Annotated in this window: 24 protein-coding genes and 1 riboswitch; of the genes, 13 read left to right on the forward strand and 11 right to left on the reverse strand. The window is 45.4% G+C overall.

Annotation, left to right across the window (positions count from 1 at the left end):
• Positions 1-52: 52 nt before the first annotated feature.
• From AM279_RS09485 to AM279_RS09495, 3 genes are all read left to right on the forward strand, one after another.
• Positions 53-898: a DUF6929 family protein gene (locus AM279_RS09485; protein ID WP_054407729.1), complete on the forward strand. Its 846-nt coding sequence runs from the start codon at positions 53-55 to the stop codon at positions 896-898.
• A 202-nt stretch (positions 899-1100) separates the two neighbouring features.
• Complete coding sequence (locus AM279_RS09490) at positions 1101-1649, forward strand: RNA polymerase sigma factor (RefSeq protein WP_054410249.1); 549 nt, start codon at positions 1101-1103, stop codon at positions 1647-1649.
• Positions 1639-4488, forward strand: coding sequence for a VWA domain-containing protein (locus tag AM279_RS09495; protein WP_316948661.1), 2850 nt, complete (start codon positions 1639-1641; stop codon positions 4486-4488). The genes AM279_RS09490 and AM279_RS09495 overlap by 11 nt, the downstream gene beginning before the upstream one ends.
• A gap of 129 nt (positions 4489-4617) precedes the next feature.
• Here the strand turns inward: AM279_RS09495 and AM279_RS09500 are convergent, their stop codons facing one another.
• Both AM279_RS09500 and AM279_RS09505 read right to left on the reverse strand, forming a co-directional pair.
• Positions 4618-5118, reverse strand: coding sequence for a hypothetical protein (locus AM279_RS09500; RefSeq protein ID WP_054407730.1), 501 nt, complete (start codon positions 5116-5118; stop codon positions 4618-4620).
• A 239-nt stretch (positions 5119-5357) separates the two neighbouring features.
• A complete protein-coding gene (locus AM279_RS09505; RefSeq protein ID WP_054407731.1) occupies positions 5358-5849 on the reverse strand; it encodes a hypothetical protein in 492 nt (163 codons plus the stop codon).
• Between the two features lie 262 nt (positions 5850-6111).
• Here AM279_RS09505 and AM279_RS09510 point away from each other — a divergent pair, with 262 nt between their 5' ends.
• Entirely contained in the window at positions 6112-6909 is a 798-nt protein-coding gene (locus AM279_RS09510) for an SRPBCC family protein (protein WP_082344210.1), read from the forward strand.
• Positions 6910-7025: 116 nt separating this feature from the next.
• Here AM279_RS09510 and AM279_RS09515 read toward each other — a convergent pair whose 3' ends face one another.
• Genes AM279_RS09515 through AM279_RS09525 form a run of 3 tightly spaced genes read right to left on the reverse strand, consistent with a single transcriptional unit; the run spans position 7026 to position 8443 of the window.
• The gene (locus AM279_RS09515) at positions 7026-7484 is read right to left on the reverse strand and encodes an NUDIX domain-containing protein (RefSeq protein WP_054407732.1); all 459 of its coding nucleotides are present in this window, start codon (positions 7482-7484) and stop codon (positions 7026-7028) included.
• Complete coding sequence (locus AM279_RS09520; protein ID WP_143090301.1) at positions 7481-8128, reverse strand: EcsC family protein; 648 nt, start codon at positions 8126-8128, stop codon at positions 7481-7483. The genes AM279_RS09515 and AM279_RS09520 overlap by 4 nt, the downstream gene beginning before the upstream one ends.
• A gap of 60 nt (positions 8129-8188) precedes the next feature.
• Positions 8189-8443 carry a hypothetical protein gene (locus AM279_RS09525; RefSeq protein ID WP_054407734.1) on the reverse strand — a complete coding sequence of 85 codons (255 nt, stop codon included), beginning with the start codon at positions 8441-8443 and terminating at the stop codon, positions 8189-8191.
• 150 nt (positions 8444-8593) lie between these two features.
• Here AM279_RS09525 and AM279_RS09530 point away from each other — a divergent pair, with 150 nt between their 5' ends.
• Positions 8594-8857 (forward strand): hypothetical protein, encoded by a 264-nt coding sequence (locus tag AM279_RS09530; RefSeq protein WP_143090300.1) that lies wholly within the window; start codon positions 8594-8596, stop codon positions 8855-8857.
• Between the two features lie 106 nt (positions 8858-8963).
• Here AM279_RS09530 and AM279_RS09535 read toward each other — a convergent pair whose 3' ends face one another.
• On the reverse strand, positions 8964-10037 hold the full coding sequence (locus AM279_RS09535) for a YncE family protein (protein WP_054407736.1): 1074 nt from the start codon (positions 10035-10037) through the stop codon (positions 8964-8966).
• Positions 10038-10058: 21 nt separating this feature from the next.
• Positions 10059-11885 (reverse strand): TonB-dependent receptor plug domain-containing protein, encoded by a 1827-nt coding sequence (locus AM279_RS09540; RefSeq protein WP_054407737.1) that lies wholly within the window; start codon positions 11883-11885, stop codon positions 10059-10061.
• A gap of 29 nt (positions 11886-11914) precedes the next feature.
• A riboswitch (cobalamin riboswitch) is annotated at positions 11915-12113 on the reverse strand.
• 53 nt (positions 12114-12166) lie between these two features.
• On the opposite strand from AM279_RS09540, the gene AM279_RS09545 reads away from it, so the two are divergent.
• The 6 genes from AM279_RS09545 (at position 12167) to AM279_RS09570 (ending at position 16439) form a co-directional block, all read left to right on the forward strand.
• Positions 12167-13303 (forward strand): ABC transporter substrate-binding protein, encoded by a 1137-nt coding sequence (locus AM279_RS09545; RefSeq protein WP_054407738.1) that lies wholly within the window; start codon positions 12167-12169, stop codon positions 13301-13303.
• Complete coding sequence (locus tag AM279_RS09550; RefSeq protein ID WP_054407739.1) at positions 13303-14337, forward strand: iron ABC transporter permease; 1035 nt, start codon at positions 13303-13305, stop codon at positions 14335-14337. Before AM279_RS09545 ends, AM279_RS09550 begins: the two co-directional genes overlap by 1 nt.
• Positions 14337-15119, forward strand: coding sequence for an ABC transporter ATP-binding protein (locus AM279_RS09555; RefSeq protein WP_054407740.1), 783 nt, complete (start codon positions 14337-14339; stop codon positions 15117-15119). The genes AM279_RS09550 and AM279_RS09555 overlap by 1 nt, the downstream gene beginning before the upstream one ends.
• Positions 15120-15235: 116 nt before the next feature.
• On the forward strand, positions 15236-15496 hold the full coding sequence (locus AM279_RS09560) for a hypothetical protein (RefSeq protein ID WP_054407741.1): 261 nt from the start codon (positions 15236-15238) through the stop codon (positions 15494-15496).
• A 2-nt stretch (positions 15497-15498) separates the two neighbouring features.
• Positions 15499-16011: a hypothetical protein gene (locus tag AM279_RS09565; RefSeq protein WP_054407742.1), complete on the forward strand. Its 513-nt coding sequence runs from the start codon at positions 15499-15501 to the stop codon at positions 16009-16011.
• Between the two features lie 14 nt (positions 16012-16025).
• On the forward strand, positions 16026-16439 hold the full coding sequence (locus tag AM279_RS09570; RefSeq protein ID WP_054407743.1) for a hypothetical protein: 414 nt from the start codon (positions 16026-16028) through the stop codon (positions 16437-16439).
• Positions 16440-16457: 18 nt separating this feature from the next.
• Here the strand turns inward: AM279_RS09570 and AM279_RS09575 are convergent, their stop codons facing one another.
• Entirely contained in the window at positions 16458-16997 is a 540-nt protein-coding gene (locus AM279_RS09575; RefSeq protein WP_054407744.1) for a YceI family protein, read from the reverse strand.
• Between the two features lie 291 nt (positions 16998-17288).
• Between AM279_RS09575 and AM279_RS09580 the strand changes: the two genes are divergently transcribed.
• Together AM279_RS09580 and AM279_RS09585 are read left to right on the forward strand one after the other, a co-directional pair.
• On the forward strand, positions 17289-17489 hold the full coding sequence (locus AM279_RS09580) for a hypothetical protein (RefSeq protein ID WP_054407745.1): 201 nt from the start codon (positions 17289-17291) through the stop codon (positions 17487-17489).
• 24 nt (positions 17490-17513) lie between these two features.
• Entirely contained in the window at positions 17514-17801 is a 288-nt protein-coding gene (locus AM279_RS09585; protein ID WP_054407746.1) for a hypothetical protein, read from the forward strand.
• Positions 17802-18014: 213 nt separating this feature from the next.
• Here AM279_RS09585 and AM279_RS09590 read toward each other — a convergent pair whose 3' ends face one another.
• The 3 genes from AM279_RS09590 to AM279_RS09600 all read right to left on the reverse strand — a co-directional run bounded on the left by AM279_RS09590 (position 18015) and on the right by AM279_RS09600 (position 19755).
• Positions 18015-18458 carry a DUF6526 family protein gene (locus AM279_RS09590; RefSeq protein WP_054407747.1) on the reverse strand — a complete coding sequence of 148 codons (444 nt, stop codon included), beginning with the start codon at positions 18456-18458 and terminating at the stop codon, positions 18015-18017.
• Complete coding sequence (locus AM279_RS09595) at positions 18458-19072, reverse strand: N-acetylmuramoyl-L-alanine amidase family protein (protein WP_054407748.1); 615 nt, start codon at positions 19070-19072, stop codon at positions 18458-18460. Before AM279_RS09595 ends, AM279_RS09590 begins: the two co-directional genes overlap by 1 nt.
• A 122-nt stretch (positions 19073-19194) precedes the next feature.
• Entirely contained in the window at positions 19195-19755 is a 561-nt protein-coding gene (locus AM279_RS09600) for a YdeI/OmpD-associated family protein (RefSeq protein ID WP_054407749.1), read from the reverse strand.
• Positions 19756-19922 lie beyond the last annotated feature (167 nt).

Below are 19922 nucleotides of genomic sequence, written 5' to 3' on the forward strand. Positions count from 1 at the left end.
ACTAAAGATACCAATTAATACCATGCCGCACCCGCGGCGCTAACATAACATTATGCAAAAGTTTCATTTAGAGTTGCTGTTTCACATCATAGGCATTGGGTCGGCATCGGGGCTGGTGTACCACAACGGCGCACTTTACCTTATTGCCGATAACAGCAATATGCTGTATGAATACAATATGGAGGCCAAATCGCTCAGTAAAACCCCACTGGCCGATAAAACCTATACCGGCCCCACTGAGAATATCCCCAAAAAAGAAAAGCCCGATTATGAGGCTATGGCCGCTTATGGCAACGACCTGTATATTTTTGGCTCGGGCTCTACCGAAAAACGCAAATCAATAGCCCACATAAACCTGAATGTAAAACGCCTTCAGCCCGCTATCGATGCCGCCGAACTATACCAGACCATGATGGAGTTTGGCGAAATAAAGCCGGAAGACTTTAATATAGAGGCCGCCGCTAACGATGGCACTATATGGTACCTGTTTAACCGCGGCAACGGCCCGGCTAAGCAAAACGGTGTGTTTACGCTCGACGGCGAGATTGAAGACGGCGCCTTCCAGATTGTATACAACCCCGTAGCCCTGCCCAATATTAACGGGGCACCAAGTGGCTTTACCGATGCCGTGCTGGTAGGCGAAAAGCTGTATTTTATAGCATCCGCAGAAAAAACCGATTCAACGTATGCCGATGGCGAAGTAGCCGGAACCCTTGTAGGCCGCATGGATACCGAAAGCATGGAGGTAGAATTTACCGAAGTAATTTCGTCTAAAAACAAATTTGAGGGCATTACCCTCTACAAAGAAACCGCCACCACCCTCGAATTCCTGCTGTGCGAAGACACCGACAGCGATGCCCGCGAAAGCGATATTTTTAAGTTAACGATTGAGAAGTAGTTGAGGGTTGGGAGTTGAGGGTTGATTTAAAAGTTAATTGCTGCTGTATTGCCAACTTTAAAAACAACTCCCAACCCACAACTCCCAACCCCAATCACTGATCACTGATTACTGAACACTGATTACTGATCACTTTTTTTTCAACGCACATCCAACCTTTTCCCCCTTTTGCTAATCTATATAACAAAGAGCCGTTATTGTGATAGACGAACAACTCATAGCAGCCTGCAAAAAACAGCACCGCGACGCCCAGCGCCGGGTGTATGAATATCTTGCGCCCCGGCTGTATCAAACCTGCAAAAGGTACTTAAAGAGCGAGGAAATGATAGAAGAGGCCATGGCCGATGCCTTCTATACCATTTTTACCAAGCTCGACCAGCTAAAAGAAACAAAGGCTTTTGAGGCCTGGTGCCGTAAAATTGCGGTTAACCGCTGCCTGCTCAGCCTTAAGCGCAATATAAACTTCAACATATACATAGAAGATATGGGCCGCAGCCAGGAGCCCTCGCTTACCGAAAGCGCCGGCCTGGAGGAAGAAGACCTGCTCAAGCTGCTGGACTACCTGCCCGAAGGCTGCAAAACCGTATTTAACCTTTTTGCCATAGAAGGCTTTAGCCATAAAGAAATCGCCGCCATGCTCAATATTAGTGAAGGGACCTCAAAATCACAATTAAACGCCTCCCGCACAAAACTGAAAGAACTGGTAAACAACATTTATTACCTCAACGAGAAGAGCAGTCATGGAAAATAACGATAAAATATACAAACAGTTTGAAAAGGCCGCCCGCCGCGCCGAAGAGCAGCCCTTTGGCCGCATGGATGCGGTGTGGAACCGCGTGCAGGACAAACTGGACCACAAACGCCAGCGCCAGATAGCCAACTACTGGAAGTATACCGGCATGGCGGCCATATTCCTGCTGTTTATGACCATAGGCTTTATGCTGGTTAATAATGTAGAAAAAGAAACTAAAGTACCTGCCGCTACAGATAGCAGCATAACCGTTATAGACTCTGTTAAAGTAGAAGAAACCTTTAAGCCCACAGCCCCGCAAACTGAAACCGAAAGCAGCGTGGTGGTAACACAAAAACCGGCCGAACGTAAAATCAATATTGCTAAAGACAGTATAACCTCGGCCGCCAATGCCGTTACATGGACTGAACCGGCCAGGGCTAAAGAACGTTATGAGTCAAAAGGGCGTACTTTAGAGGCGCAGGATGACAGGATAGGAACGGCAACCGACAAGGTTACAGAAAAAGCAGCGCCCGCCGCCGAAACTGCCTTTACAGCCCCTGCCCCTACGGCAAACAGCCTTAACAACAGTGCCTTTAACAGCGCTAAGGCAACCAACAATGTAAGTGTAGACAGCCAGGGTTATTTTGCACGCAACACCGTTAAAAACTATACCGAACAGGACCGTGAAATAGAAGCCAAGGCAAAACAAAAGGTTGTGGCAGATGTGTATACGGGCACAGTAATTGCCGCTTCAGACGGGATGCCATTACCCGGTGTAGCCATTATACTGAAAGGCACAGCAACCGGTGTTATTACTGATGCAGATGGTAAATTCAGTATTGAGGCTGATAAAGGCCAGGTACTTGAAATCAGTTACCTGGGTTATAAAACCGTAACAATAACCCTGGGCGATAAGCACGACCTTTCTATACTTCTGGAAGAAGACAACCAGTCGCTTAAAGAAGTGGTTGTGATAGGCTACGGCACTATAAGAGGGCGTAGTAATACCGGCAACATACGCGGGCTTGAACTTAAAAAGATATCGCAAACAAAAAGGGATGCTAAAGTTAGCCCTAATGCAGGATACAGCACCTATGATACTGATAGCGATGGTATGCCCGATGAAGAATTTGAAAGCGAGGCTGCATACTCACCCGGCGGGCTGGGCGGTATAGATACCAACGGCGAACCCCTGTATATTATAGACGGCGTGGCCGTGCGCAGCGAGATTATAGACAAAATGGAGCCGTCTTACGTTAAGTCATACAAAATAATAGATGATATAGATGCCATTAAAATATACGGTGGCAAGGCGGTAAACGGCGCCATTGTTATCAAAACCAAAAAGCTGAGCGGCACCAAAAAGAAAGAGTTTAAAGAGCTGGTTGAAAAATACCGCATCAGCGATAAGGACCTTAACACGTTTGATGCATCGCAAAAAATACCGGTAGACAACAACGAAAGCTACAACCCGTTTGAAGAAAACAGGTTTGAAAACGCATCTGCCACACCGCTTTCTACCTTTAGCATAGATGTAGACAATGCGTCTTACACTAACATACGCCGGTTTTTAAACAACGGGCAAATGGTACCTAAAGATGCCGTGCGCATTGAAGAAATGATTAATTTCTTCAAATACAACTATCCGCAGCCCAAAGGCGACAACCCTTTTTCTATCAATACCGAGTATAGCGACTGCCCGTGGAACCCGCAGCACAAGCTGCTTAAAATAGGACTTAAGGGCAAGGAAATGAAAAAACGCGAACTGCCTGCCAGCAACTTTGTGTTCCTTATAGATGTTTCAGGCTCTATGGCCGATGCTAACAAGCTGCCCCTGCTTAAAAAGAATTTAAGGGTGCTGGTTAACAAAATGCGCGGCAAAGACCGTATTGCCATTGTGGTATATTCGGGCGCGGCCGAGGAGCTGCTGCCGTCTACATCAGGCTTTGATAAAGAAACCATCCTGGCTACGCTTGATAAGCTGGTGGCCGATGGTACCACCGCAGGCGGAGACGGCATTAAGCTGGCTTATGAAACCGCCGAAGACAATTTTATTGAAGGTGGCAACAACCGTGTAATACTGGCTACCGATGGCGATTTTAATGTGGGCCCGTCTTCTGACGGCGACATGAAAACCCTGATTGAGGAAAAGCGTAAAAGCGGCGTGTTCCTTACCTGCCTGGGCTATGGCATGGGCAACTTTAAAGACAGTAAACTTGAAACCCTGGCCGATAGCGGCAACGGCAATTATGCCTATATAGATACCGAAGACGAAGGCGAACGCTTTTTAGGCACCGGGTTTAACAGCTCTATGTATACCATTGCCAAGGATGTAAAGATACAAATTGAGTTTAACCCCATGCTGGTACAGTCGTACAGGCTTATAGGCTATGAAAACCGCAAGCTGCGCGATGAAGATTTTGAAAACGATGCTGTAGATGCCGGCGAACTGGGCAGCGGCCACACCGTTACCGCCCTGTATGAAATTATTCCGGCCGGGGTAAGCAGCCCTTACTTTACCCCCGAAGCAGAACTGAAATACACCCATGCCAACACCGTGTATAACAATTACACATCAGAACTGGCCACCATAAAATTCCGCTACAAGAAGCCTGATGGCGATGTAAGCTTGGAAATGACCGAAGTAGCACAAAACAAGGCGGTACCAATGGCCAAGGCCTCGGCTGACTTTAAGTTTGCGTCTGCCGTGGCGTGGTTTGGCTTAAAGCTAAGGGGCAGCAAGCTGGTGCCCGATACGGCCACCCAGCACATACTGCACCTGGCTAAAGAGGGCCTTAAAAACGATGACGAAGGGTATAAAGCCGAATTTATAAAACTGGCTAACAGGGTAGAATAGTTATTTGTTGTTGCTAAAATCCCGGGGTGGGTAGTGCCACCCGGGATTTTGTTTTTTTTATAACGTAAAAATCCCGGAACCTTTACAGTAAAGAGTCCGGGATTTTTGAATATATATGGGGTTGTTATTTTATTTGGCAGTAAGCGCAGGGCCTTGTGCGGTAACTATTTGCGACAGGAACAAACCTGTAAGGTAACCATCAACATAACCAAGGTCGGTTTTGGTTTTATCAGAGTTACGTATTTTGCCATACTCAAGGTAGTATTTATCTAAAGAGTTAGGTATAATGCGCAGTTGCATAGGGCCATATTTTTCAAGAAACACATAGTTGGTAACCCTTACTTTATAGCCACCGGCCACTTTAGTAATGGTAAAATCAAAGTTGGCATCGCTGGCAAGGCGCACGCTGTTAACGTCAATAGTACTTTTTATAGCTTCGGCTTTACCTGTGTAAAGTGATTCTTCTTCAGATACCAGCTTCATTTTTTCCTGCGCCGTGATTAGCGACTCAAGGTTGGGTACGTTTTCGGTAAAAGTATGTTCCCATACTATTTTACCTTTTTCAGTCCTGAAACCATCCTGGGCTAAAGCAGGAAGTGTGCACAGTAAGAATAATACAATTGTTTTCATGGTTAATTGGGGGCGTTAATTTGTTAGTTGTTATTTACAGTACAAAGATGTATATTCATATACGCATTTTGTGGGTTTACAGATTGTTTGTTTCTATCTGATGATAAACATCCTTTATAGCACCAACTAACTTCTCAACAAAAAGCCATGTTCAATACATTATACTCAAAAAACAGCTGCAAAACTATCTCCAATTTTCCATATTCGCAATATTTATAATAAGAATATACGCACACGTTTTAGTTGGCGGTCAGTGCGGTATTAGCTCCCCCACCCGAAAACACACCGCTTAAAAAGCTGTCTACACAGGCCAGTTCAGTATTGGCTTTATCGGTAGTGCGAATCTTGCCGCGCTCCACATAGTGTTTGCCCAGCCCGGTGGGCACAGTGCGCATTTGCATAGGGCCATATTTTTCAAGAAACATAAAGTTTTCCACCCTTACAAAATAGCCATCGGCCACCGTCATTATGGTAAACGTAAAGTCTACAGGGCATTTCATTAGTGTACTGCCCGATGAGCAGGTGTTTTGAACTTCGGCTCCCCTACCTGTATAAGTAGCCTCTTCGGCTGAAGACAGCGACAGTTGCTCATTGGCCGAAACCATTGCTTTTATATCATTTTGGGGTATGCTGTAAAAACGCTCCCATACTACATTTCCGTTTTCCATTTTAAAACCGTGCTGTGCCATAACAGGCGCAGTAACAAGCAGGAGTAATAATAACTTTTTCATAGCGCAGTATTTTATATTGTTAATCCCATTTTGAATTTATACCAAAATTACCCCCTTGAATACGAAATTTTCAGAAAACAAACTTAATTACCATTACTTTATGACGCTACGCTAATTTTAGCTTAAAATTTAACAACTGCAATGCACGCATATCATTGCTTTTTCATTTAATACTTCATTAAGAACACTTTACCACTTTGTTACAACATTGCCTGTATATAACTGCGTACTTTTAAGGTATTCAACCAAAAACTAATACGCTATGGCATCTGTAACAGAAACTAATGAAAAGAGGAACTTCTCTAAATATGATGCATCGGGCACCGACCCAAACCGTTATGCATCAGTATCTAACCCCCAGGAAGCTGACAGCTACCTGCACAAACAAAAGAAAAGCATTGTGCCCGGGCTTAGGGTTAATGTAAGCAAAACCGAACGCATTGTAATGATAGCCGCCGGGGCCTACTTATTATACAGGGTGCTCAAGAAAAACGACAAGCGCAAAGTAGCCGAGGGCATTGCCGCCGGAACCATGTTGTTTAGGGGCGTGAGTGGCTACTGTCCTGCTTATGATGCCGTAGACCGTTCAGGCCTGCTGAAAGGCAGCAACATTAGCATCACTACATCACTTAGTATTGATAAGCCCGTGGCAGAAGTATATGCTGCATGGCGCAACCTGGAAAGCCTGCCTAAATTCCTGTCGCATATTGAGAGCGTTACCGAAACGGACGCTAATAAAAGTGAGTGGAAAGCCAAAATACCAGCAGGTTTAGGTGCCACCATGAGCTGGACCGCCGAAATATTGATGGACGAGCCCAACAAGCTGCTGAGCTGGCACTCACTGCCGGGCGCCGCTATAGACAATGCCGGCAAGGTGCGCTTTACCCGCACAGGGGCAGATTCTACTGATATTGAGGTAACCCTGTCGTATCACGCGCCGCTGGGCAAGCCGGGCCAGGTAGCCGGTAAGCTGCTTACCCCTGTGTTTGAAAAAATGCTGAAGAAAGACATTGCCGCTTTTAAAGAGTATATAGAAACCGGGAATGTTAGCGAAGCTTAAAAGCGCTAACAACCCGGAAAGGGTTTTCCATTTCGAGCGTAACGCAGTGAAGTCGAGAAATCGCTCTAAAAAGATTTCTCCATTGCGCTTCGCTTCAGTCGAAATGGAAAACCCATCTATTTTTTAAGTAGTACGGCAAGTTCGTCTAAAAACGCTGCCTGCCGTTCATTTATTAGCGTTTTAGCTTCTTCAAGGCCAAACCACCCTGCTTTATCCACTTCCGGAAAAACACCCGTTTTACCTGACTTTGGTGGCCAGGCCATTTCAAATGTATTACTGATTATGGCACCGGCCTCAAGGTTACCCATACACGCCCAGGCAAACACTTTTTTACCACCCTTTTGGGTTATAGGTTCAAGTTCAGTAAAAGGTTCTTGTGGTGTGTAGCCTGTTTCTTCCTCAAATTCGCGAATAGCAGTAGCAAGCAATGCCTCGTCCTCTGCCGGTTCGCCTTTGGGTATCGTCCACCAGCCTTCGTTTTTCTTTGCGAAAAACGGCCCGCCGGGGTGCACCAGGAAAAATTCAGGTGCACCACCCATCAACCTGTACAGCAATATACCGGCGCTTTGCTTCATCCGGTTACAATATAGTTTTTGTCGCTGCCAAAATAGTCTATCGCAGCTTTGCCAAAACGGTCTATGGTAAAGTAGTTAAACGTACCGCCCACAACAGCCCCCACCCCAAACGGAATAAGCGTGCCCAGTGCCACACCTCCCCTTTTAGAGCCGTACTTGGTTATAAGCTTGCGCCCTATTTTCTGGTTCATGCGGTTGCGAATTCTATCAGTAACGTGTTTGTCAAAATGGTTGACCGATATTCTTTCGCCACGTGCTGCACCGGCTTTTTCAGCCTCAACCACACCGGCCCAAATGCCCAGCACTACCGTAAAGTCATCTTCAAAAGTGTCTTTTATGTCGCGCCCATAAATAAGTGCCGTACCATAACAAAGCGATGCCATCCAGCGCAGCATAAACAACACATCAGCCGAAACCGCACCGGCTTCAATGGCTATCTGTGCAGCCGTGCCCAAACCGGGTATGACGCCCGGCAATGCCGTTGCCACGCCTATAGATGTATACTTGCGGCGGGTTTTCTTCAGGTACAACTCAGCAAGCTGTTTTGGGGTTTTGTGCGGATTTTCAAAACGCAATGCATATACTTCAGATTCAACTGTAGTAAAAGACGGCATTACTTTTTGTATGAGAGTGTGTAAATCCATTATCAAATCCTTATACTTATAAAGATAATCAATAAAGGTGTCCTGTACGGATTTTTACCACTACGATAACATTTTAGAAAACAGCGGGGTGTATTTATCAAGGTATTTCTCCAGCAGTTTTCCCTGCTTAAAGCTCAGTTTCCACAGCACTTTATTGGTAATGGTATGAAACCAAAGCTCTACATAAAAATTATCAAGGGCATACAACAGTTTTTTGGTAGAGCCCTCCAGGCAGGCGTCAATTAAAACGCCGCGGCCCCAAAGCACATCATACTGTTCTTCCTCATTTAATTTTTTATACTCATTCAGGTTCATAGGCTAAAGTTACAAAATATTACGGCGGGGTTATTATACTAACGTGTTAAGGCTGTTAAATATTTCAGGATAAAAATTAACGCATGATTATCAGCCCGTTAAGAATATTTAACAGTTTTATAGGCGTAATTTGCTGTAAACAAGAATGCTATGAGACTATTAATGCTGATTCCGATTGTTATCCTGATGGGAGTATCAGGATATAACCTGGCAGGAGGCTACAGTGCGCCGGGAATTGATACTACAAACACTATAGGTGCCGAGGCGCTGCACATGGGCATTATACTTATTTGTATGAGTGCCGCAATACTGCTGGTACGCTCTGCATTTACCGTTAAATATACCGAGGAAGAGCGCCCCGAAAAAGCCGAACCGTTTTATGTGCGCCTGGCCCATCAGCTGCATTTGTTTTAAGGACAGTACATTATTACTGAATTTTCATATTTTACTCAAAATCAAAAAGCCCCGTAGCATAACACTACAGGGCTTTTCTTTTATAATTGACTGATGACTGGTTTGTTTAGTCGTTATCATAAAGCCCTACCGGACCTAAACCTGCTGAAAAGGTATGCTGCAAAGCACCCTGCATGCTGTAAACATAAACAGTGCCGTTAGCTATAAAATTGCCCTCATCTGCAATGTAAAACGAACCATTTTCAATTTCAAGTGCAGAAATACCATAAGGGAAACCACCCTCTGCAGTAAACAACGGCTCTGTAGGCAATGCGGTAGCATTAATAGCCATGCGGTATACCTTATTATCAATAGTATAATAAATGTAATCATCTTCTACAATCAGGTTGCTTGGGTGCTGTATACCGGTAAAATCAAATGTAGCAGTAACTGTATGATTAGATGCATTTACAACCTGAAGCTTGCCCGGAGTTTCGGTACCTGACCATATAGGGAAACCTTCGCTTAGTATATACAGCTTATTATCTTCTTCCTCTATAAAACCAGGCAGGCCACCTGTTGTTATAGATGTTTGTACCGCGCCTGTAGACGGGTTAATTACAGATACTGTGCTACCATAGCCATAGCCTCCCATGTGCGATACATATAGCTTATTGTTTTCTTCAACAATACGCTCAGGCCCTTCTATTACAGATATTTTAGACGTTACAGTATTAGTAGCAAGATCTATAACAGCCACAAAATCATCTTCTGTATTTGAGCCATCACCCCAGTTGGTAACATAAGCCTTGTTTTCATAAAAAGCTATATAACGTGGATTTACAAGCTCCTCTTCTATAGTAGTGATATGCTCAAATGAGTAGCGATTAACAATTTCAATCCTGTTAGAACCATTAAGCACTATGTAAGCCTTATCATCATGAAAGCCTATATCCTGTCCGGTATCGCCCAGTATAGCGTTATTATTGTTAGTCGCAAAAATATTATTCTCAACCTGCATAGCATCAGAAATAAATGATATCGATGCATTACCCATACCAAAATTACCCTGGTTTAGCACAAAAAAGCCATTGTCATAAGCACCTCGTGGTGTATCTGGAGTTGCATCATCATCATTATTACAAGAAACAAAAAAGAAGCCTCCTGCAATAGCTGTTAGTAATAGTTTGTTAAGTTTCATATAGTTTTCGTATTTAAGTATTTAAAATTTAAAATTCAGGTATAAGTTGTAGTTGCGCCCCGGCATGGGCCTTACGGCCACAGCCATATACTCTTCTTCATACAGGTTGTTTACCTGTGCGCCCAGGCTAAGGCCTTTGCAAAAATTAAAGGTATATTCTGCCCCAATGCCCGAAACATTATAGGGGTCGAGCTCGCTGCCATTGTTAGCGGTAGTATACACCAGCCCGTTAAACAGGTGGCGGTAGTATGCCGAAAAACGCCCGTAAGCATAAGACACGCTTGCCGTTGCCTTATGTTTTGGCACATAAATAAGCTGGCTGGCGCTACCATCGCGGCGGGAAACGGTATAGGCATACGTACCGGAAAAGCCTACAGTATGTCTGCCAAAATCTTTCTGCCAGTTTATAAGGGCTTCAGCCCCATAGTTCTTGGCCCGGTCTACATTTTCAGGACGCCAAAACCCTCCCGCTCCCGGCACCCAGCGCAGCATATCCTGCATCCTGATGTAATAACCCGTAACAGTTGCCGTAAAATTATTGTGGGTAAACACGTTGCCCAGTTCGGCCTGGTAAGACGTTTCGGGGCTCAGGTTGGGGTTGCCGCTGCCCGGCCAGTATAAATCATTAAACGTGGGCATACGGAAGTTTCGCGAACCGTTTACCTTAACGCTATACCAGCTGGCAACCTTTACTGTTACCCCGCCCGAAAACAACACAGGGCTCTCGTAAGCGCTGGTTATTTCCTTGCGCACACCGGCTTCATACTGAAAAACATCGTTCACATGGTGCGAAAACAACACACTCCCCGAAAAAATATCCCTCTTCTTATCTACAATATCAGAACCATCGCCCTTGTTTTGGGTATAATCGGCAATGGCGTTTATTTTTATGCCATCGGTTACCTGATAAGCGGCATCATAGCGCCCAATAAACGTCTGGACTTTACCATGAGTGTATAAATCAGACGCATGATTTTCAAAATACTTGTAGTTTTCCTCAAGGTAGGCGGCTTTAAGTCGCGATGTAAAACGATTGTAATTACCCATCCACTCCACAAGGGTGCGGGTATTAAAATCATCATACATACTGCGTGAAGGCGCTGCCAGCGTGCGGCTAAAATGCCTTTGCCCGCCAAATACATAGCCGTAAAACCGCAGTATGTTCTTCTCATTCAGCTTGTAGGCAAAAGCCGCGTTAAGGCTGGTGTTGTGGTATTGGCCGTTATCGTTATACAGGTTATACCCGGGATATTTAAAATCGTTATCGCTGCTGTTGTGGCTTATGCTTATGTTGGCGCTCAAATCATCTGTCGAGGCCTGCATTTTGTAGTTGGCGGCATAGGTAGCAAAACTACCATAGTCTGCCCTGAACTCATTATCAAAACGCTGCCCGAAACCCAGCGGGCTGTCAAGGTGTATACTGCCGCCAATTGCGCTGCTGCCGTAAATAACGCTTCCCCCACCGGCGCGGACAGAAACCGTACTGAAATCACGTGCATTAAGGGTATTGAAATCGGTTTGCCCGTTAAACTGCGAGTTGATGTTAATGCCGTTCCATATTACCGCGGTTTGCTGTGCGGTAGTACCTCTGAAAGACGGCGACGACACCATGCCTGGCCCGTTTTCCTTAAAGTAAATTACGGCATTGTATTGCAGCAGGCTGGTTAAAGACGGCGCGTTACGGGTAATGACCGAATCGTTAAGGTTTTGAACCGATTGCGTGTGGCTGTAATCGCGCAGCTGCGTGTCCGATATCAGTACCCGGTCAAGGATAATAGTATCCTGTTGCGCCAATAGGTTTTGGCACAGCAGCAATAAAAAAAGCGGTATGAAAATGTTAAGCCTCATAACGGTTAGCCTTTTTTCCCGAAGGCTGCATGTTTGTTTACCCCAAGGCAGGTCTCCTGGCTTGCGTACTGTTGTTTGCCTTCCCGTGTATACAGTGGCGCAGGTAACAACAGCCTTCCGCCGTGGCGGAATAAGCGTACAGTTGCGGGAACAGCTCAGGCTTCTTTATACCTGATTCCCTTTTAATGTGATAGGTTTATTATCACAACCTTAAGTGCGGCAAATATAACATTTTTGCCTACAATTTTAATTTATACATTTGCATTTACTGAATATTTTTTATGAAGAATATCATTTCCCTGCTTTTTATTTCGATTTTCGTAATCACGGGTTGTAAAAGCGACACCCAAAAAACAACCGTTGCCACTACCAAAACCCAAAATGTGGTAACCCACGCCAGCGGCCTTGAAATATACCGCTACAACGGCTACAGCGTGGTAAAAGTTACCCGCCCCTGGCCCGAGGCTACCCAAAGCTATACCTATGTATTACAGCAAAAAGGCGCCATGGTGCCCGATAGCCTTAAAGGCTTTACAACCCTAAACGTACCCATAAAATCAATTATAGCCACCAGTACCACACACATACCTTCGCTTGAAATGCTGGGGGTAGAAAACACACTCGTGGGCTTTCCCGGCACGCAGTGGGTATCATCTGAAAAAACAAGGGCACTAATTGATTCCGGAAAGGTTAAAGAGGCCGGTGCCAACGAAAACCTGAATACCGAGGTGGTGCTCGACCTACAGCCCGATGCTGTGGTGGCGTTTGCCATAAACAGTACCAATAAAACGCTTACCGCACTTGAGCAATCGGGCATTAAAGTGCTGTTTAACGGCGACTGGACAGAGCAATCGCCGCTTGGCAAAGCCGAATGGATTAAGTTTTTTGGCGAGCTCTACGGCCTTCAGGATAAAGCAGATGCGGCTTTTTCCAAGATTGAAAAAGATTATAACGATGCACTTAAGCTGGCGCAAAATGTTGCTAATAAACCCACTATTATGGCAGGTGCCATGCTTAACGACCAGTGGCTTATGCCGGGTGGTGGCAGCTGGGCAGCCCTGTTTTTAAAAGATGCAGGGGCCAACTACCTGTGGGCCGATACTAACGATACCGGCAGCCTGAACCTGTCGTATGAAGTAGTATTGGAAAAAGCCCAGAATGCTGATTTCTGGATTGGCCCAAGCCAGTTTACATCGCTTAAAGAAATGATTGATGCCAACCCACATTATGCGCAGTTTAAGGCGTTTAAAAACAAACAGGTATACAGCTTCAGCGTAAAAACAGGCAAAACCGGCGGCCTGCTGTTTTATGAGCTCGCCCCAAACCGCCCTGATCTGGTACTTAAGGATTTAGTGAGTATCTTACACCCGGAATTATTACCCAACCATAAGCTACAATTTTTTGAAAAGCTAAAATAGTGCAACAAACCCGCTTACATATCAGCCTTTTTGCAGCGCTGGGCATTGCCCTTGTAGCGCTGTTTCTGGTTGATTTGAGTTTTGGTGCCATAAGCATCCCGTTAGGCGATGTATTTAAAACCCTTACCGGCGGCGCCCCTGCCAAAACCTCCTGGGAATACATAATACTTGATTACCGCCTGCCCAAAGCCATAACCGCCTTGCTTGCAGGCATAGGTCTTTCTATAGGCGGGCTGCTCATGCAAACACTGTTTAGAAACCCACTTGCCGGCCCCGATGTTTTGGGGCTCAGCAGCGGCGCCAGCCTGGGTGTAGCGTTTGTAATACTGGGGTCGGCATTGCTGCCTGCGGCTTTAGGGGTGTTTTTTACATCGGCTTACGGTGTGGTAATTGCCGCAACAGCAGGCAGCTTTTTAGTATTATTAGCCGTATTGGCCGTGGCACAGCGCCTGCGCGATACCATGGCTATTTTAATTGTGGGCCTCATGTTCAGCAGCTTTACCGGGGCTATAGTGGGAGTACTTACTTACTTCAGTTCAGCTGAAAAGCTTCAGAAATACACGTTTTGGGCATTGGGCAGCCTGGGCAACCTGCCGTGGGATAATATCATAATCTTAGGGCTTGTATTACTCATTGGCCTCAGCCTTGCCATACTGTGCATAAAACCTCTTGATGCCCTGCTGCTTGGCGAACGCTATGCCAAAAGCCTGGGCGTAAACCTTAACCGTACCCGCATAGTGCTTATTTTGGCCACCAGCCTGCTTACGGGCTGCGTTACGGCATTTGTGGGGCCCATAGCCTTTGTAGGCCTTGTAGTACCGCACATGGCCAAGCTGCTTTTTAAAACCGGCAGCCATAAAATACTGTTTACGGGCACGTTATTAATTGGCGCTGCGCTTATGCTGCTGTGCGATACCTTTACCCAACTGCCGGGCAGCGCGTTTGTACTCCCTGTAAACGCCATAACATCATTAATTGGTGCACCGGTGGTTATAAGCCTGTTAATCAGTAAAAAGAAAGGAATTTTTAGCTAATGGAACGCAAAACAATACTTTCGGCTCAACTCCTGGGCATTGGCTATAAAGCCAAAAAGGAATCCATTATCATTGCCGAAAATATTGATATACAGCTAAAAGCGGGCAGCTTAACCGCACTTATCGGTGCAAACGGCATTGGTAAAAGTAGCCTGCTGCGCACGCTTACCGGCATCCAGGCACCGCTTTCAGGCAGCGTTTTACTTAACAACCAGCCTGTTAACCAGTACACCCCGCCTCAACTTGCGCAACAGCTTGCCCTTGTACTTACCGAGGCCCTGCCCCCCGGCAACCTTACCGTATATGACCTTGTAGCCCTTGGCCGCCAACCCTATACCAACTGGCTGGGCAGCCTTTCGGCAGAAGACAAAGCTATTGTTAGCAATGCATTGCAGGCTACCGATATTGAATATCTTGCGCATAAAAAACACTACGAGCTCAGCGACGGCCAGCTCCAGAAAGCGCTCATAGCCCGCGCCCTGGCTCAGGATACACCCCTGATAGTTCTCGATGAGCCTACCACCCACCTTGACCTGCCCAACAAAGCATCGCTGCTGCAACTGCTTAAAAAACTGGCACTTGAACAGGACAAATGCATACTGTACAGCACCCACGACCTTGACCTGGCGCTACAGCTCAGCGATGAAATTATCATCATGAAAAAAGAGGCTATTGCACAGGGAATACCCACACAACTCATTGAAAAGAAAGCATTTGACAACCTGTTTGAGGGAGAATCGGTAGTTTTTGATTACAGCACAAAAACCTTTAGGGTTAAGTAAACTCATATCTTCAATTTTAAGGAATTATAACATTTATACGCCTGTGTTTAACATATACTAAACACGGCACGGGTTATTTATTCAATAAATTTACATATACCTAAAATTTTAAGATTATGAGCAGTCAGTTTACACTAAAATATCCGGGCGATAAAACATCGCTACTCAATAAGTTACGCAGCACAGTGGGCGATAAAGGCCAACTTAACGGCAACGAGCAGCAGGGCTCTTTTGAAGGCAGCACACCCCTTGGCAGTTTTGAAGGCCGCTATAGTATTGAAGGTGATGACATTACCGTTACCATAGATAAAAAACCGTTTTTGGTTTCTAACGGGCGTATTCAGGAAGAATTTGAAAAAGCCCTAAAAAAAGCCTGACAATGAAATGGTTAGCCGTAATAACCTGTCTTGTTTCTGCCATCTCTATGAGGGCACAACCGGCTGAAGCACAGGTTTCTAACCGTGGTATTGAGCCGTTTGAAACAGCCATGCCCGCCATGCTACCCGAGCGTTTTATAGACATTACAAAGGCATGGGCACAGGCTTTTACCCGTAAAGACGGGGGCTACACCGCCAGTGATGTTACAGCTAACAGCATAACAATCAGCGCGTTTAAAAAGAACGCTTTCCGTTACCAGAATACGGGCGAAACGGTGGAAAACAAAATTCGCTATAGCTTGGTAATCAGTTTTACGCAAAGCAGCTACACATTAAAATTTGTGGTTAGTGATATTTATGGCGATAACGACGTGCTGCTAACATACAAACTGCCAAACTATTACAAGCCTGACGGTACACTTAAAGAGGGTTATGACGGGCTTGAAACCTCGCTTAAAGCCACCATTAACGAAATTGTGCAGTCGCATTACAGCTATGTGGTTAATTATAAATAACTAAACTATTGATTATGAGCCAGCAAAACGATGACCCAAAAGACTTAGGAAGCAAAAAGATAAACAACCAGCAAAAGCAAAGCGATGTAAATGAAGGCTTTAGTGGAGAGAATCTGCCTAAAAATTACGACCCTTCGGCTGATAAGCTTAAGACTGAGTTAGACAAACGTACTGATGGCAAAGCAGTTACAGAACAGCGCGCCCGCGATACCGATGAAAAAAAGGCACCGCCTGTAGACAGTAATGAGGGCCACACCACCCGTAACGACGGCGAGGTAGTAAGCAAAAGCCGCGGCACAAAAAATGAGTCTGAAGACATGGAAACCGCTGAAAACAGGGACTTTAACAGCGATACCGAAGAAGACCGTTACCCTGCCGGCCATCCGGAAAATAAAAAAGTGCGTGGAAATACGCACTTAGGTAAATAGTATTTTCAAAAGCAACACCTACTCTACCTCATTGGTAAACTGTATGTTAGCATATAGCTTAATCTCCTCGCCCAGCACCAGGCCGCCGGCTTCGGTAACATCGGCTGCATGAATGTTGAAGTCGTTGCGGTTAATAACCCCGGTTATCTCAAAACCGGCACGGTTTACGCCAAAACCATCTTTAGCCTCGCCGCCAAACAGCACCTCCAGCGTTATATTTTTGGTTATACCTTTTATGGTAAGCGCACCTGTCAACTCATGCTTATCCCCTTCAATATGTTTAAAATCAGATGATTTAAACAAAATATCCGGGTAAGTATCGGCCTCAAAAAAGTCGGCCGACTTAAGGTGTTCGTCCCTTTGTTCGTTATTGGTATCAATGCTGTACACATCAATTTTAAGGTCGAAAGCCGCATTGGCAAAATCATCGTGTTGCGGTGTGGTCATTGTGCCGTTAAAAACCCTGAAAGAGCCTGTTATTGTGCTGATTACAAGGTGGCGTATCTTAAAATGTATCTCAGAGTGGGCAGGGTCTAACACCCAGTTTTTTGAAGCCATTTAGGTAAGTTTTTGGTTTATTTTCAATGCTTTAGGCATTTTACAGGATAACTTGTCAGTACTGCCCTGTTAATGCCTCACTAATATAAGCAGTTTTAGCCGTAAAACAGGCGTTTACAGCGCAAATTGTTTGTTAAATATTGGCTTATCTACACTTCACAACAACCATAACACAATAAATATCAATACCTTACAAACTCCTGAAATACATTTCCGAACAAAGGAATGTTAATTGTTTACGCAATTATCTTTTGATTTTCAGACCTTTATAAAAATACTAAAACGATTGATATGAGCACCAAAGATAAAAACCAAACACCCGCACCTAAAGTATCTGCCGATAAAGACCTGACCAAAAGCACCAAGAGCACTGAAGGGCTAAAAGCCGCATTATCAGAGGCAAAGAAAGGTGCTGCACGAAAAACTTCGGCCACTAAAACAGCGGCAAAGATACAGGAAGGCGACCTCAGCAAAAGGAAAACGGAATATTAACCTCCTCACTTAAAGCTATATACCATGAACTCAAACGATAAAAACCGAAACATAGGCCACGATGCACCAAGCCGTGCAAACCGCAGCCGGATGTACAGCAAAAACCCTGACAGCAAGACGTTTAACGAAGACGAAAGCTCTTACAACCGTAAGCTGGATGAGGCTAAAAATGCCTCGCATAAAAACACATCATATTCATTTACTGATAATTACAGCGAAGAAGAACGCTGGGGTGCCGACTATATTAGTAGCGACCATAGCAACTATAACCGCACCAACAGCCGTTTTTACTGGGATGATTATGACGTTTAAGTGTCGCGACCATAGGTAAGAATCTACATTCAGGTTCCGAACGTGGACGCATTGCGGTACACCATTTTTTATGTGGTGTACCGCTTTTTTATGCTTAATATTTCACTTTTGGAGTTTGAAATTCGTTTTTGTTTCAGGTTCAAAGTTTCAGGTTACAAAAAATGCCCCACAGGATTTAAAAATCCTGTGAGGCATTTTTTGCTATTCTAAATTTTACACCCTCCTCAAATCCGCTTTCCAGTTTTTAACCTGTCGCTTAATTTCATCGGGGGCTAATTTTTCGGTTACGGCTTTTTGGGCAAGTTGCGGCAGCTCCTCATCGGGGGCAAAACGCAGGGCATACAGTTGCCCGTCGCTAAGCAGCGCTTCAAGCGGCTCAAAGCGTTCGCCGGTTATGGCAAGGTAGCGGTAGCGCAGCTCAAGCACCACAATGCGGTTTTGCAGCACCAGCGCATAATGCTGGCGCAGCATCCAGGCCAGCCAGGTAAGGCATACAAACCCAAAGGCCGCCACAATCCACAGCAGTTTATGTTCCGGATTGCTTATAAATACCTGCGACACGCAAAAACTTATGGCACACATCATTACCGGGTAAAACACAAAGTGGTGCGGCGGATAGTAGCGCACGTGGTTGCCGTAATCTTGTTTTTGTGGCATTATTTAAGCTGCTTAACAAATTCAACAACCGTTTCGGCAATAGCTTCCTGCCCGTCTTCCGTAGTAAGGTATTTCCTGTCATCCTCACTGCTCAGGTAGCCCATTTCTAACATAATGGCTGGCACCTGGCTGTATTTCAACACATAAAACGGCGCCCTCTTTACCTCAGCTTTGTACTGTTTTGCGATAAAGGCCTCAGCAAGCTTATCGGCATATTGTTTAGACTTGTCTGCATTATCATTAACATCGTTAAAAAACACTTCAACGCCGCTCTTATCGCCTTTGGCAGTAAAATTAGTATGAAGGCTAATCATCAGGTCGGGCTTAATATCATTTGTAATTTTAACCCGGTCACCAAGCGATACAAAACTATCATTGGGGCGGGTTTCATAGAACACTACCTCAACATCCTGGTTCAGCTCCTGAATTTTATCGCTCACTGCGGCAGCAATTTCTTTCTCAATGAAACCCGCACGCTGAGAACCGAAATCCTTACCCCCATGGGCAGCATCAAGCACCACCGTTACCTGTTTTTTTGTCTTAACATTAGGCACTGCAAACGCAAACCCAACTGCAACAGCTACCGCTGCTAATACTCTGATTGGCTTTTTCATACTGGTAATAATTAATTGGTTTATCCCAAATATAGTAAAAAAATGTTGGGGGTTGGGAGTTAAGGGTTGTTTTTAAAGTTATTTCTCACGAAACACACAACTCCCAACCCGAAACCCACAACCTACTCCACCCTCCTGCCCGCCTTACTGGCTTCCAGCACTTTTTCAAAACGGCTTTGGCGGGTCTTTTCCTGCTTGGCGGTAGTAATCCAGTGCAGTATTACTTTTTGGTAGGATGGCGCCTGTGTGGTAAAAAATTCCCACGCATTTTTATGCGATTTAAACGCTTTTTCCATCTCGGAAGGCAATACGGCGTCTTCGGTGCGTTCGTGGCTGTAAACGCGGCTTTTGGCTTCTGTGCGTTTAGCATAGGCCGCCCGCCCGGCAGGGGTAACCAATCCCTGTTCAATAAGATTTTCCATCTTGTCGATGTTAATCGCGCTCCAAATGCTACCCGCCTTCCGGGGTGTAAAGCGAATACTGTACGCCTCCGCGCCAAGCGACCGCCTCACGCCGTCTATCCAGCCATAACACAGCGCCTGGTCTACACTTTGCGGCCAGGTCATGCTGGGTTTGCCGCTGCCGGTTTTATAAAACCCCACCAGCAGCTCGGTTTCGGTTTCGTGGTTGTTGTCCAGCCATTGGCGGAAATCGTTTTGGTTTTCAAAAAAGGTAGGTTGCATTTTGTTGAGGGTTGCTTTTAAAGTTTTCAGTCGCAGTCACAGTTTTCAGGCCTCCGACCCTGAAGGGGTCGCGCACATTAGCCCCGGACAACGTCCGGGGTCGTCATACCGAGCGCGTATTTACACGGATTTTCACATGAGTGAGCATTCCCCTCCTCCGGAGGGGT

Origin of the sequence: Flavobacterium akiainvivens, assembly GCF_001278115.1 — a bacterium.
Lineage (GTDB): Bacteria > Bacteroidota > Bacteroidia > Flavobacteriales > Flavobacteriaceae > Flavobacterium > Flavobacterium akiainvivens.